This window comes from Sulfuricystis multivorans (assembly GCF_003966565.1).
In the GTDB taxonomy this organism is placed as follows: Bacteria; Pseudomonadota; Gammaproteobacteria; order Burkholderiales; family Rhodocyclaceae; genus Sulfuricystis; species Sulfuricystis multivorans.
Genome location: NZ_AP018718.1, coordinates 2198546 through 2210793 on the forward strand (window position 1 = coordinate 2198546; position 12248 = coordinate 2210793).

Below are 12248 nucleotides of genomic sequence, written 5' to 3' on the forward strand. Positions count from 1 at the left end.
GATCACCTCCATGTTCATCAAACGATTGTGGCTCATTTTCGCCCAGACCGTGACGATCAGCGTCGCGGCGCTGTTCGTCGTGCAAACCCTGAAGCCGGAATGGCTAAGCTTTCGGCCCGGTATCGGCCGACCGCAGGTGGTCGCGATCCAGCAAGCGAGGGAAGAGGATGCGAAGCGCGTGACCACCAGCTTTGCCGAGGCAGCACGTGCTGCGTTGCCTACGGTCGTGCATATTTTTACCAGCCAGGAGGTTCGCCAGCCGCCGTTTTCCGACGATCCGCTGTTTCGCCGCTTCTTCGGCGACCGCTTCGGCGGCGAGCCGCAGCGCCAGTCGGGGCTGGGCAGTGGCGTCGTCGTATCGGCAGACGGCTTCGTGCTGACCAACAACCATGTCGTCGAATCCGCCGATGCAATCGAGGTTGCGCTACTGGATGGCCGCAAATTCGAAGCGCGGCTGGTCGGCGCCGATCCGGAATCGGATCTCGCGGTGCTGAAGATCTCCAGCGACAAACCGCTGACGCCGATCACCTTCGCCCCGCCGAATACGCTGCACGTCGGCGACGTGGTGCTGGCGATCGGCAACCCGTTCGGTGTCGGTCAGACCGTCACCCACGGCATCGTTTCGGCGCTCGGCCGCACGCATCTGGGCATCAACACCTTCGAGGATTTCATCCAGACCGATGCGGCGATCAACCCCGGCAACTCGGGCGGCGCGCTGGTCGATAGCAATGGCCGGCTGGTGGGCATCAATACCGCGATCTTCTCGCAAAGCGGCGGCTCGATGGGTATCGGTTTCGCGATTCCGGTCTCGCTGGCGAAAAACGTCATGGAACAGATCGTCAAGACCGGGACGGTGACGCGCGGCTGGATCGGCGTCGAAGTGCAGGACATGACTCCGGAACTGGCCGAATCTTTTGGCGTGAAGGGTGAGGAAGGTGCGCTGATCGCCGGCGTGATGCGCAATGGCCCGGCCGACAAGGCAGGCGTACGCCCCGGCGACATCTTGCTCTCGGTTGCCGGCAAGCCGGTCAAGGATGCGCAGGTGATGCTGGAGCTGATTGCCGCCCTGCCACCGGGAGAAAAGGCGAAATTCGGCCTGCTGCGCGAGGGCAAGCCGATCGAGGTGGAAATCGCGATCGGCAAGCGCCCCCAACCGCCGCGACAATGATCAATCCGGTCTGCTCCGATTAGCGGCGGATTCCGCCTCCGCCTTGTCGAGCTCGGCATCCATCGCCGCCTCGTCGAGGGGCCGCAAAGCCTGGCCCTCAGCCGGTTTCTCCTCGTTCTCCGGCTTGCCGATGATACGCGCGAAGACGATACCAAGCTCATAGAGCAGCCACATCGGCACGGCGAGCATGAACTGCGAGAGCACGTCCGGCGGGGTGAAGATCGCGCCGACGACGAAGCAGCCGACGATCACATACGGCCGGATCTCCTTCAGTTTGTCGATGCTCACCAACCCGACGCGCACCAGCACGATGACCACCACCGGCACCTCGAAGGTCACGCCGAAAGCGAGGAAAGTCGTCAGCACGAACGACAGATACTTGTCGATGTCGGTCATCACCGCGACGCCTTCCGGCGCGAACTTGTTGATGAAGCCGAACACGGTCGGAAAAACGATGAAATAGGCGAAGCTCATGCCGATGAAAAACAGCACGACGCTGGCGAGCAGCAACGGCAGCGCAAGCTTCTTCTCGTGTTGGTAGAGCCCTGGCGCGACGAAGGCCCAGGCCTGGTAGAGCACATAGGGCAGTGCGATCAGGAAGGCGACCATCAGGGTCACCTTCATCGGCACGAAGAAGGCACCGGCGACGTCGGTAGCGATCATGTGGCCACCTTCCGGCAGTGCGGCGAGCATCGGCGCGGCCAGCAGCGTGTAGATGTCACGCGCCCAATTGACGAGGGCGAGAAAGACGATACCCACCGCGATCAGCGCGCGGATCAGCCGGTCGCGCAGTTCGACCAGGTGAGAGATGAAGGTTTCCTGGCTGTCTTCCATCAGGCGGCCGGGGGCGTTCTCGGCGTATCGCTCGCTGTCGTCGGGACGGACGATTCGGCGGGCAAGGGCGGTGTGAAGGGTTTCGCGGCCTCGACCGAGGCATCGACCGCGTTCTTGGCGGCCGAATCGAGGATCGACTGATTGAGCTCGGTTTCGACCGTTTTCAGCTGCTCATTGACCTGCCGTTCGAGTGAACGCGCCTGCTCCGCCACCTGGGCCTGCAGCCGCTTCAGGTCTTCGATCTGCATCTCACGGCTGATGTCGTTTTTCACATCGCTGACATAGCGCTGCAGGCGGCCCAGCAGATGGCCGACGGTGCGGGCCACACGGGGCAGACGCTCCGGCCCGATGACGATCAGCCCCACCAGGGCGATCACCATCAGCTCGGAAAAACCGATATCGAACACGGCGTCGGTTTGGAAAAGCCGAAAATCGGCGCTGGCGAGACGGCAGGCGTGGCGCCGTTAGGACTTGCTCTGTTCCTTGTGCGCCTCGCCCTCGATCGTGGTGCCGGCCTGCTCGATCGGTTTCGGCGCTTCAGAGGTGCCTTCTTTCATGCCTTCCTTGAAGCCCTTGACCGCACCGCCCAGATCCTGGCCGATGTTGCGCAGTTTCTTGGTGCCGAAAACCAGCATCACGATGACCAGAACGATCAACCAGTGCCAAATACTCCAGGTTCCCATGATTCTCTCCTTCGATTCATTTGCGCGGCAGCATCGGGCCCAGAGGTTCGGGGCCCCCGACGACATGGACGTGGAGATGATACACCTCCTGCCGACCAATCCTGCCGGTGTTCACGAGGGTGCGGAAGCCATCCGTCAACCCCTGGCTTCTCGCCAGGTCTCCGAGCTTGGCGAACAGCTTGCCCAAAAGCGGCGCATCGTCCATCGTGGCCTCGGCGAGCGAGGCGATGTGTCGTTTCGGGATCACCATGAAATGCACCGGCGCCTGTGGGTGGATGTCGTGGAAGGCAAGGATGTCTTCGTCCTCATAGACTTTCTTGCAGGGAATTTCGCCCCGCACGATCTTACAGAAGATGCAGTCGTTGCTCATTTCATTTCTCCCGGCTAGCTTTCTCGTCGATCCCGGAAATGCCCTCGCGGCGGCGGAATTCGGCCATCACGTCATCGACCGAGAGGCCGAAGTGAGTCAGAAGCACCAGGCTGTGGAACCACAGGTCACAAGCCTCGCGCACCAGGTGCAGCCGGTCACCGTCCTTGGCCGCCATGATGGTTTCGGCGGCTTCTTCGGCGACTTTCTTACAGATCGCGTCAGTGCCCTTGGCATAGAGGCTGGCGACGTAGGAACCATCGGGTGCCGCGTTTTTGCGCGCTTCCAGGGTTTGCTGCACGCGATGGATGACTTCGAGATCGATCACTGGTAAATCTCCTTGGGGTCTTTCAGCACCGGCTCGACCGGCGTCCAGCAGCCCTCTTCGAGCCGTTGGAAGAAGCAGCTCTTGCGCCCGGTGTGGCAAGCAATGCCGCCCATCTGCTCGACTTTCAAGAGCACCACGTCGTTGTCGCAATCGGTGCGAATCTCGACCACTCTCTGGAAGTGGCCGGATTCCTCACCCTTGTGCCAGAGCTTGCGGCGCGAGCGCGACCAATAGATGGCCTCACCCGTCGCGGCGGTCTTTTCCAGCGCCTCGCGGTTCATCCAGGCAAACATCAGCACCTCGCCGCTTTCGGCGTCCTGAGCGATCACCGGCACGAGGCCCTGATCGTCCCACTCGATTTCATTCAACCACTTGCAGGTCACCGTCTCACCTCGCTGTGCGGCCTACAGCCGCATCTCCATATTACGGCCTACAGCCGCACCTCTATTCCTTGGGCGCGCATGAATTCCTTGGCCTGCCGTACCGTGTATTCGCCGTAGTGGAAGATGCTGGCGGCGAGCACGGCATCGGCCCGGCCGATGGTCACGCCGTCGGCCAGATGTTGCAGGTTGCCGACGCCGCCGCTGGCGATGATCGGGACCGGCACCGCATCGGCCACTGCGCGGGTCAATTCCAGATCGAAACCGTTCTTCGTGCCGTCGCGGTCCATGCTGGTGAGCAGAATCTCGCCCGCACCCAGGGCCGCCACCTGCCTGGCCCATTCGATCGCGTCCAGATGCGTGTTGTTGCGCCCGCCATGCGTGAACACCTCCCACTTGCCCGGCGCGGTCTCTTTGGCGTCGATGGCGACGACGATGCACTGGCTGCCAACCTTTGCGGCGGCATCGGCGACGAGCTGGGGGGTCTTCACTGCGGCGGTGTTGATACTCACCTTGTCGGCGCCGGCATTCAACAGCCGCCGCACGTCCTCGACCTTGCGCACCCCGCCACCGACGGTGAGCGGAATGAACACCTGGGAGGCTACGGCTTCGACGATATGGAGGATGATGTCGCGCTGATCGGAACTCGCGGTAATGTCGAGGAAGGTGATCTCGTCCGCTCCCTGCTCATCATAACGGCGTGCGATCTCGACCGGATCGCCGGCGTCGCGCAAACTGATGAAATTGACGCCTTTGACGACTCGACCGGCATTGACGTCGAGGCAGGGAATGATGCGTTTGGCGAGCATGGAAGGGTCGGCGCTGGAAAGACGGCAATCAGCGGTGGTTCATTGCGCGGCACACTTGTCCGCTTCGGCCTGCGCCGCGCGGAAATCGAGCTTGCCTTCGTAGATCGCGCGGCCGGTGATCGCGCCCATGATGCCCTCCTCGGCCACCGCGCACAGCGCTTCGATGTCATCGAGGCTGGAAATGCCGCCGCTGGCGATCACCGGAATCCTCAATGCCCGGGCAAGTTTGACGGTGGCGTCGATGTTCGGCCCGGTGAGCATGCCATCGCGACCGATGTCGGTGTAAATCACCGCTTCGACGCCATAGTCCTCGAATTTGCGCGCCAGATCGATCACGTCGTGACCGGTCATCTTCGACCAGCCATCGACGGCCACCTTGCCGTCCTTGGCATCCAGACCGACGATGATGTGGCCGGGAAAGGCCACGCAGGCGTCGTGCAGGAAGCCGGGATTCTTCACCGCCGCGGTGCCGATGATGATGTAGCGGATGCCGTCGTCGAGACAGCGCTCGATGGTGTCGAGATCGCGGATGCCACCGCCCAACTGCACCGGAATCTCGTCGCCGACTTCCTTCAGGATCGCCTTGATCGCCGATTCGTTTTTCGGCTTGCCGGCAAACGCGCCATTGAGATCGACGAGGTGGAGTCGACGCGCGCCTTGCTCGATCCAGTGGCGCGCCATCGCCGCCGGATCTTCGGAAAACACCGTGGCATCCTCCATGACGCCTTGTTTGAGGCGCACGCAGTGTCCGTCCTTCAGATCGATCGCGGGTATCAGCAACATGATGGAACTCGTTGGAAAATCAGGGATTCCAGGACATGAAATTTTCGAGCAGCTTCAAGCCGGCAGTCGCACTTTTTTCCGGGTGGAACTGCACGGCAAAAATGTTAGCGCGCGCGCAGGCGCTGGTAAATGTGATGCCGTAATGCGTCGCCCCAATGATCAATTCGGGGATTGCCGGCTCGACATAGTAACTGTGCACGAAATAAAAGCGCGTGCCGTCGGCAATGCCACCCCAGAGCGGATGCGGCGCCATCTGCTGCACCTCGTTCCAGCCCATGTGCGGCACCTTCAGGCGCGCGCCCGCCGCATCGAAGAGCGCCGCTTCCGGGAAACGGCGCACCTGGCCAGGGAAAATTCCCAGACCGGCGACATCCCCTTCCTCGCTGTGTTCGAACAACATCTGCAGGCCGATGCAGATGCCGAGGAAGGGCTTGCCGACAGCGGCGGCTTCCTTGACGGCGACGTCGAGCCCGCGCGCCGCAAGCTCGCGCATGCAATCGGGCATCGCGCCCTGGCCAGGCACGATGATGCGGCCGGCTGCGGCCACCAGTTTCGGATCGGCGCTGACGAGCACACGAGCCTTTGGTGCTACGTGCTCGACGGCCTTCGCCACCGAACGCAGGTTACCCATGCCGTAATCGACGATTGCGACGGTTTTCATCGGCGGGATGGCAGAAACGGACTTAGAGACTTCCCTTGGTCGAAGGCACGGCTTGGCCGGCACGCGGATCGAGCGCGATGGCCATGCGCAAGGCGCGCGCGAAGGCCTTGAAGACCGCTTCGGCCTGATGGTGCGCATTCACGCCGCGCAGACCATCGATATGCACCGTGATGCCGGCATGATTGACGAGCGCCTGGAAGAATTCGCGCACCAGATCGACATCGAACTCGCCGATGCGCTCGCGCGTGAAATCGACATTGAACACGAGCCCCGGCCGGCCGGAAAGATCGACGACGACGCGTGCGAGCGCCTCATCGAGCGGCACATAGGCATGGCCGTAACGCATGAGGCCCTTCTTGTCGCCGAGCGCCTGGGCGAGCGCCTGACCGAGCGTGATACCGACATCCTCGACGGTGTGATGAGCATCGATGTGCAAATCACCCTGCGCCTCGACCGTCAGATCGATCAACCCATGACGGGCGATCTGGTCGAGCATGTGGTCGAAAAAGCCGACGCCGGTCGTAAGCGTCGATCGCCCGCTTCCATCCAGATCGAGCTGGACGCGGACGCGGGTTTCCAGCGTGTTGCGGGAGATTTCGGCAGAGCGCATGGCAGTGTCGGCAATCGGATCGGGGGCAAGGCATAATACCATTGCGCCGCATGTTCCAACGCTTTCCATCCCATCATGAGCCGATTCTGGAGCCCGATCGTTTCCGCCCTGCAACCGTACGTGCCGGGCGAACAGCCCAAGCTTGTCAACCTCGTCAAGCTCAACACCAACGAAAATCCCTACGGCCCGAGCCCCCGGGCGCTGGCCGCGATGGCTGCCGAGCTCAATGATTCGCTGAGGCTCTACCCTGACCCCGAAAGCGTGCGACTGCGCGAGGCGATCGCCGAATTCTTCGCTGACATCCGGATCGAGCAGGTGTTCGTCGGCAATGGCTCGGACGAGGTGCTGGCGCACGCCTTCCTGGCTCTGCTCAAAAAAGACCGCCCGATCCTGTTTCCCGACATCACCTACAGCTTCTATCCGGTCTATTGTGGGCTGTATGGCATCGACTATCGCACGGTGCCGCTCGATGAGCATTTCGCGCTGCGCATCGCCGACTATGCACGACCGAACGGCGGCATCATCTTTCCGAACCCGAACGCGCCGACCGGCCGCCTCCTGCCACGCAGCGAGATCGCCGCGCTCCTCGAGGCGAATCCGGATTCGGTCGTGGTGATCGATGAAGCCTATATCGATTTCGGCGGTGAGTCGGCGGTCCCGCTCATCAAGCATCACGCCAACCTGCTGGTGGTGCAGACGCTCTCCAAGTCCCGGTCGCTCGCTGGCTTGCGCGTCGGTTTCGCGATCGGCCAGCCCGAACTGATCGAAGCCTTGAACCGCGTCAAGAACAGTTTCAATTCCTATCCGCTCGACCGGCTGGCAATCGCTGGGGCCACCGCCGCGATCGAAGATCGCGAATGGTTCGACCAGACCCGCCAGGCGGTGATGCGCAGCCGCGCATTCCTCTGCGCCGAACTGGAAACGCTTGGCTTCGAGGTGTTGCCCTCTGCGGCGAATTTCGTCTTCGCCCGCCACCCGCGTCACGACGCACAACGGCTGGCACATCGGCTTCGCGAGCGCGGCATCATCGTGCGCCACTTCCGCCAGCCGCGCATCGAGCAGTTTCTGCGCATCACGGTCGGCACCGACGAACAATGCGCGACGCTGATCGCGGCGCTCAAGGAAATCGTCAGCGCCTAAGACGCAGCTCGGCGGCGCGGGCATGAGCCGTCAGGCCTTCGCCATGCGCGAGTGTCGCCGCGATCGGGCCCAGCGTCTGTGCGCCGGCTGGCGACACCTCGATGATGCTGGAACGCTTCTGGAAGTCGTAGACGCCCAGCGGCGAGGAGAAACGCGCGCTGCGCGAGGTCGGCAGCACGTGGTTGGGGCCGGCGCAGTAGTCGCCGAGCGACTCCGAGGCGTAATGGCCCATGAAGATCGCGCCGGCGTGACGGAGCTTCGGCAACAACGCACGCGGGTTTTCGACGGCAAGCTCCAGATGCTCAGGGGCGATGCGGTTGGCGATGACGCAGGCTTCGTCGAGATCGCTCACCACGATCAGCGCACCGCGCCCTTTCAGCGATGCGGCGATCGTCTCCTTCCGCGGCATCGTCGGCAACAGCCGCTCGATCGCCGTAGCCACCCGGTCGAGGTAGCCGACATCCGGGCAGAGCAGGATCGACTGCGCCAGCTCGTCGTGCTCGGCCTGGGCAAAGAGATCGATGGCCGTCCACTCCGGATCGCCCGAGCCATCCGAGATCACCAGCACCTCGGATGGGCCGGCGACCATGTCGATGCCCACCGTGCCGAAGACCCGGCGCTTGGCGCTGGCGACATAGGCATTGCCCGGCCCGACGATCTTGTCGACCTGCGGAACCGTCTGTGTGCCATAGGCCAGCGCCGCGACGGCTTGTGCGCCGCCGATCGTAAACACGCGATCCACGCCTGCCAGATATGCAGCGGCGAGCACGAGCGGATTTTTCTGGCCGCCGGGGGTAGGCACCACCATGATGAGTTCTTTGACGCCGGCGACCTTGGCGGGGATCGCATTCATCAGCACGGAGCTGGGATATGCCGCCTTGCCGCCGGGCACATAGAGGCCGACACGGTCGAGCGGCGTCACCTGCTGGCCGAGCCGCGTGCCGTCGGCTTCGGTGTATTCCCAGGAATCGATCTTCTGCCGCTCGTGATAGCTGCGGATGCGGCTGGCGGCCTGGCCGAGCGCCTCGCGCTGATCGGCCGGCAGCGCATCGAAGGCGGCGGCGAGTTCGCCGAGAGGCAGTTCGAGCTCGGCCATGGTGTTCGCTGCGAGACGGTCGAAACGGCGCGTGTAGTCGAGCACTGCCGCATCGCCAACGGTGCGCACATTGGCGAGCACTTCGGCGACGGTACGCTCGATCGCTTCATCGGTGGAGTCGTCGAAGGCGAGCAGCGCATCGAGCGTCGACAGAAAATCGGGATCACGACTGGAGAGACGGCGAATGATCTGGCTCATGGGATGGCCCTCTCGAAGGCGTCGATGAGGGGGGTGATGAGGCCGCGCTTCATTTTCAGGCTGGCCTGATTGACGATCAGGCGCGAGGAAATCGGCATGATTTCCTCGACCTCGACGAGATTGTTCGCCTTCAGCGTGCCGCCGGAAGAGACGAGGTCGACGATCGCATCGGCCAGGCCCGCGAGCGGGGCGAGCTCCATCGAGCCATAGAGCTTGATCAGATCGACATGCACGCCCTTCGCGGCGAAATGCTCGCGCGCGGTGGTGAGGTATTTGGTCGCCACCGTAAGACGCGCGCCACGCCGCACCGCGGAGGCATAATCGAAGCCTGCCGGCGCGGCCACGCACATGCGGCATTTGGCGATCTTGAGATCCAGCGGCTGATAAAGTCCTGCGCCGCCATGCTCGAGCAGCACGTCCTTGCCAGCGATACCGAGATCGGCCGCACCATATTGCACATAGGTCGGCACGTCGGAGGCGCGGACGATGACGACACGCACATCGGCACGGGAGGTGGCGATGATGAGCTTGCGCGAGTGTTCGGGATTTTCTTCCGGCACGATGCCGGCAGCCGCCAACAGCGGCAGCGTTTCCTCGAAGATGCGGCCTTTGGACAAAGCGATGGTGATCATCGGCTCATTTTACCCGCCGCACCCGGCCGCCTAATGCGGCGAGTTTTTCTTCCATGCGCTCATAACCGCGATCGAGATGGTAGATGCGCTCGATCAACGTCTCGCCTTCGGCGGCGAGCCCCGCGATGACGAGGCTCGCCGAGGCGCGCAGGTCGGTCGCCATCACGGTCGCGCCGGCAAGCCGCGGCACCCCTTGGACGAAGGCGGTGTTGCCATCGATGCGGATGTCTGCGCCGAGGCGAATCAGTTCGACCGCGTGCATGAAACGGTTCTCGAAGATCGTCTCGCGGATCACCGCAGTGCCCTCCGCAATGGCGTCGAGCGCCATGAATTGTGCCTGCATGTCGGTCGGAAAACCGGGATAGGGGGCGGTGCGAATGCTCACCGCCTTGAGCCGGCGCGGGGCGGCGAGACGGATCGCATCGCGTTCCAGCACGATCTCGCAGCCGGCATCCATCAGTTTGTCGATCACGGCATCGAGAGCGCTCGCGAAAGCGCCGGTCAGGCGCACCCAGCCGCCGGTGGCCGCCGTGGCACACAGATAGGTCCCGGTCTCGATCCGGTCCGGCATGATGCGGTAATCCACGCCATGTAGCCGCTCGACGCCCTGGATGCGGATCACATCGGTGCCGGCGCCGGAGATGCGCGCCCCCATCGCGATCAGGCAATTCGCCAGATCGACCACCTCGGGTTCGCGCGCGGCATTCTCGATCACCGTTTCGCCCTCGGCGAGGCAGGCGGCCATCATCAGGTTTTCGGTGCCGGTCACCGTGACCATGTCGGTAAATAACCGCGCGCCTTTGAGTCGGGTGGCCCTAGCGTGGACATAGCCCTGCTCGACGCCAATCTCGGCCCCCATCGCCGCCAGCCCTTTGAGGTGCTGATCGACCGGCCGTGCCCCGATCGCGCAGCCGCCGGGCAAAGAGACGCGTGCCTCGCCGCAGCGCGCGAGAAGCGGTCCGAGCACCAGCACCGAAGCGCGCATCGTCTTGACCAGCTCGTAAGGCGCGACCGGGTTGTCGAGACCCGAGGCATCGAGGGTCACCGTGAGGGGTGCCGTCCCGGCAGCGCCGACTGTTCGAGGCGAGTCGGCGCCCGGCGGGACGTCTTCATTTCCGGCAGCGCCGACTGTTCGAGGCGAGTCGGCGCCCGGCGGGGCGTCTTCATTTCCGGCAGCGCCGACTTTTTCCACTGTGACCTTGACGCCCATCTGTGCCAGGAGCTTCAGCATCGTGGCGACGTCGTTGAGCTCCGGCACGTTGGTCAGCGTGACCGGCTCGCGCGTGAGCAGCGCCGCGCACAAGATCGGCAGGGCGGCGTTCTTCGCGCCGGAAATGGCGATCTCGCCTTGGAGGGGAACGCCCCCCTCGATCAGCAGCTTATCCACGAAAGGCCACGGCGAACTCTTCCGGCGTCAGGCAGCGCATCGACAGCGCATGCAGGGCTTCCGTCTCGAAATGCTCGCGCAGCACTGCATTGACGCGCTGTTGACGTTGAACGCGGCTCAAACCGGCAAACACCGGGCTGACGATCACGGCTTCGAAATGCCGACCATCACCGGCGACGGAAACTCGTTCGCATTCCAAGCCAGCGCGAATCCAGCTTTCGATTTGTTCGGGTAACAACATGGGTTCGAAGCAAAAAGTTCAGGAAAGCGGCAACAGATCGATGACGCCATAGACCTCGGCAAGGCTTCTCAAACTGGGCGGCGGGTTGGCGATCGTCAGCTTTCTTCCCTCCGCGTGGGCGGTACGCTGCCAACCGAACAGCACCGCCAGACCGGAGGAGTCGATCGCCCCGACGCCGGAAAGATCGAAATGCGTCGTACCCTGCTTCACCGCGCCGACGCCTGCAGCGAACAAGGCGGTGGCATTCTCCAACGTCATGTCGCCATGGATGACGGCACCCCCGTCCGTGCGTTCGATGCGTGCGTTCATTTGGTTTTGGCGGCGACGGCTTCGCCCGTCTTGTTCTTCTCCTGCAGACTCCTGATCAGGCCATCGACCCCGCCCTTCTGGATTTCTTGGGCGAAGGTCGAGCGGTAGTTCGTCACCAGACTGGCGCCGGCAACCTCGATGTCATAAACCTTCCAGCCGCTGTTGCCCTTTTCGAGGTAATAGTCGAGCTGCACCGGCTTGCCGCCGGATTGCTTGACTTCGGTGCGCACGCGCACGTCGGTGTCGGTCGGCGCCATCTTGAAGGGCTTGAAGACGATCTCCTGGTCGCGGTACTCGGTGAGCGCCTTCGAATAAGTGCGCACCAGCAGGGTGCGGAATTCATCGACCAGCACCTTCATCTGCTCCGGCGTCGCCTGGCGGCCTTCACGGCCCAAGGCCAGTTGGGTCATCCGATAGAAATTGAAGTGCGGCAGGATCTTCGTCTCGACCAGGTCGAGGACCTTTTTCGAATTGCCGTTGCGGATGTCCTTGTCTTGACGCACGGTTTCCAGAACCTCGTTGGTCACGGTCTTGACGAGGACATCCGGCGCCATTTCGTTGGCGGCGGCAGGAAAGGAGAACAGGATGGCGGTCAGCAGACCCAATAGGTATTTCATCGTCA

General features: G+C 63.1%; 18 protein-coding genes. 2 read left to right on the forward strand and 16 right to left on the reverse strand.

Annotation, left to right across the window (positions count from 1 at the left end; translation table 11 throughout):
* The first annotated feature begins 16 nt into the window (after window positions 1-16).
* Window positions 17-1168 carry a Do family serine endopeptidase gene (locus EL335_RS10990; RefSeq protein WP_126447852.1) on the forward strand — a complete coding sequence of 384 codons (1152 nt, stop codon included), beginning with the start codon at window positions 17-19 and terminating at the stop codon, window positions 1166-1168.
* Here the strand turns inward: EL335_RS10990 and tatC are convergent, their stop codons facing one another.
* From tatC to hisB, 10 genes are read right to left on the reverse strand one after another with little or no spacing between them, the layout of a single operon-like run.
* The gene (gene tatC / locus EL335_RS10995; protein ID WP_126446871.1) at window positions 1169-2002 is read right to left on the reverse strand and encodes a twin-arginine translocase subunit TatC; all 834 of its coding nucleotides are present in this window, start codon (window positions 2000-2002) and stop codon (window positions 1169-1171) included. It abuts the gene before it with no gap.
* The gene (tatB, locus tag EL335_RS11000) at window positions 2002-2409 is read right to left on the reverse strand and encodes a Sec-independent protein translocase protein TatB (RefSeq protein ID WP_126446873.1); all 408 of its coding nucleotides are present in this window, start codon (window positions 2407-2409) and stop codon (window positions 2002-2004) included. The genes tatC and tatB overlap by 1 nt, the downstream gene beginning before the upstream one ends.
* Window positions 2410-2466: 57 nt before the next feature.
* Window positions 2467-2685: a Sec-independent protein translocase subunit TatA gene (tatA, locus tag EL335_RS11005; RefSeq protein WP_126446875.1), complete on the reverse strand. Its 219-nt coding sequence runs from the start codon at window positions 2683-2685 to the stop codon at window positions 2467-2469.
* A gap of 16 nt (window positions 2686-2701) precedes the next feature.
* Window positions 2702-3055 (reverse strand): histidine triad nucleotide-binding protein, encoded by a 354-nt coding sequence (locus tag EL335_RS11010; protein WP_126446877.1) that lies wholly within the window; start codon window positions 3053-3055, stop codon window positions 2702-2704.
* 1 nt (window position 3056) lies between these two features.
* On the reverse strand, window positions 3057-3380 hold the full coding sequence (locus tag EL335_RS11015; protein ID WP_126446878.1) for a phosphoribosyl-ATP diphosphatase: 324 nt from the start codon (window positions 3378-3380) through the stop codon (window positions 3057-3059).
* Window positions 3377-3763 carry a phosphoribosyl-AMP cyclohydrolase gene (hisI, locus tag EL335_RS11020; RefSeq protein WP_126446880.1) on the reverse strand — a complete coding sequence of 129 codons (387 nt, stop codon included), beginning with the start codon at window positions 3761-3763 and terminating at the stop codon, window positions 3377-3379. The genes EL335_RS11015 and hisI overlap by 4 nt, the downstream gene beginning before the upstream one ends.
* A gap of 47 nt (window positions 3764-3810) precedes the next feature.
* Window positions 3811-4569, reverse strand: a complete 759-nt coding sequence (gene hisF, locus EL335_RS11025) for an imidazole glycerol phosphate synthase subunit HisF (RefSeq protein WP_126446881.1) — start codon at window positions 4567-4569, stop codon at window positions 3811-3813.
* A 39-nt stretch (window positions 4570-4608) separates the two neighbouring features.
* Window positions 4609-5352 (reverse strand): 1-(5-phosphoribosyl)-5-[(5-phosphoribosylamino)methylideneamino]imidazole-4-carboxamide isomerase, encoded by a 744-nt coding sequence (hisA, locus tag EL335_RS11030; protein WP_126446883.1) that lies wholly within the window; start codon window positions 5350-5352, stop codon window positions 4609-4611.
* Window positions 5353-5371: 19 nt separating this feature from the next.
* Window positions 5372-6013 (reverse strand): imidazole glycerol phosphate synthase subunit HisH, encoded by a 642-nt coding sequence (gene hisH / locus EL335_RS11035; RefSeq protein WP_126446885.1) that lies wholly within the window; start codon window positions 6011-6013, stop codon window positions 5372-5374.
* Between the two features lie 22 nt (window positions 6014-6035).
* Window positions 6036-6623: an imidazoleglycerol-phosphate dehydratase HisB gene (gene hisB / locus EL335_RS11040; RefSeq protein WP_126446887.1), complete on the reverse strand. Its 588-nt coding sequence runs from the start codon at window positions 6621-6623 to the stop codon at window positions 6036-6038.
* A gap of 75 nt (window positions 6624-6698) precedes the next feature.
* Here hisB and hisC point away from each other — a divergent pair, with 75 nt between their 5' ends.
* Complete coding sequence (gene hisC / locus EL335_RS11045) at window positions 6699-7763, forward strand: histidinol-phosphate transaminase (RefSeq protein WP_126446889.1); 1065 nt, start codon at window positions 6699-6701, stop codon at window positions 7761-7763.
* Here hisC and hisD read toward each other — a convergent pair.
* The 6 genes from hisD to EL335_RS11080 are packed head-to-tail and all read right to left on the reverse strand — an operon-like array spanning window position 7753 to window position 12243.
* Complete coding sequence (gene hisD, locus EL335_RS11050) at window positions 7753-9057, reverse strand: histidinol dehydrogenase (RefSeq protein ID WP_126446891.1); 1305 nt, start codon at window positions 9055-9057, stop codon at window positions 7753-7755. The genes hisC and hisD overlap by 11 nt on opposite strands.
* Entirely contained in the window at window positions 9054-9689 is a 636-nt protein-coding gene (gene hisG, locus EL335_RS11055) for an ATP phosphoribosyltransferase (protein ID WP_126446893.1), read from the reverse strand. Before hisG ends, hisD begins: the two co-directional genes overlap by 4 nt.
* Window positions 9690-9693: 4 nt before the next feature.
* Complete coding sequence (gene murA / locus EL335_RS11060; protein ID WP_284155344.1) at window positions 9694-11076, reverse strand: UDP-N-acetylglucosamine 1-carboxyvinyltransferase; 1383 nt, start codon at window positions 11074-11076, stop codon at window positions 9694-9696.
* Entirely contained in the window at window positions 11069-11275 is a 207-nt protein-coding gene (locus EL335_RS11070) for a BolA family protein (RefSeq protein WP_284155345.1), read from the reverse strand. The genes murA and EL335_RS11070 overlap by 8 nt, the downstream gene beginning before the upstream one ends.
* A gap of 60 nt (window positions 11276-11335) precedes the next feature.
* Window positions 11336-11626, reverse strand: coding sequence for an STAS domain-containing protein (locus EL335_RS11075; RefSeq protein ID WP_284155346.1), 291 nt, complete (start codon window positions 11624-11626; stop codon window positions 11336-11338).
* Window positions 11623-12243, reverse strand: coding sequence for an MlaC/ttg2D family ABC transporter substrate-binding protein (locus EL335_RS11080; RefSeq protein WP_284155347.1), 621 nt, complete (start codon window positions 12241-12243; stop codon window positions 11623-11625). The genes EL335_RS11075 and EL335_RS11080 overlap by 4 nt, the downstream gene beginning before the upstream one ends.
* Window positions 12244-12248 lie beyond the last annotated feature (5 nt).

What these genes read in the sequence shown, in the direction of transcription:
- hisC (WP_126446889.1), top strand. Translation starts at nt 6,699, where the DNA reads ATGAGCCGATTCTGGAGCCCGATCGTTTCCGCCCTGCAACCGTACGTG.
- EL335_RS11010 (WP_126446877.1), bottom strand. Translation starts at nt 3,055, where the DNA reads ATGAGCAACGACTGCATCTTCTGTAAGATCGTGCGGGGCGAAATTCCC.
- hisD (WP_126446891.1), bottom strand. Translation starts at nt 9,057, where the DNA reads ATGAGCCAGATCATTCGCCGTCTCTCCAGTCGTGATCCCGATTTTCTG.
- hisA (WP_126446883.1), bottom strand. Translation starts at nt 5,352, where the DNA reads ATGTTGCTGATACCCGCGATCGATCTGAAGGACGGACACTGCGTGCGC.
- hisF (WP_126446881.1), bottom strand. Translation starts at nt 4,569, where the DNA reads ATGCTCGCCAAACGCATCATTCCCTGCCTCGACGTCAATGCCGGTCGA.
- tatA (WP_126446875.1), bottom strand. Translation starts at nt 2,685, where the DNA reads ATGGGAACCTGGAGTATTTGGCACTGGTTGATCGTTCTGGTCATCGTG.
- hisH (WP_126446885.1), bottom strand. Translation starts at nt 6,013, where the DNA reads ATGAAAACCGTCGCAATCGTCGATTACGGCATGGGTAACCTGCGTTCG.
- hisG (WP_126446893.1), bottom strand. Translation starts at nt 9,689, where the DNA reads ATGATCACCATCGCTTTGTCCAAAGGCCGCATCTTCGAGGAAACGCTG.
- tatC (WP_126446871.1), bottom strand. Translation starts at nt 2,002, where the DNA reads ATGGAAGACAGCCAGGAAACCTTCATCTCTCACCTGGTCGAACTGCGC.
- EL335_RS11075 (WP_284155346.1), bottom strand. Translation starts at nt 11,626, where the DNA reads ATGAACGCACGCATCGAACGCACGGACGGGGGTGCCGTCATCCATGGC.
- EL335_RS11080 (WP_284155347.1), bottom strand. Translation starts at nt 12,243, where the DNA reads ATGAAATACCTATTGGGTCTGCTGACCGCCATCCTGTTCTCCTTTCCT.
- hisB (WP_126446887.1), bottom strand. Translation starts at nt 6,623, where the DNA reads ATGCGCTCTGCCGAAATCTCCCGCAACACGCTGGAAACCCGCGTCCGC.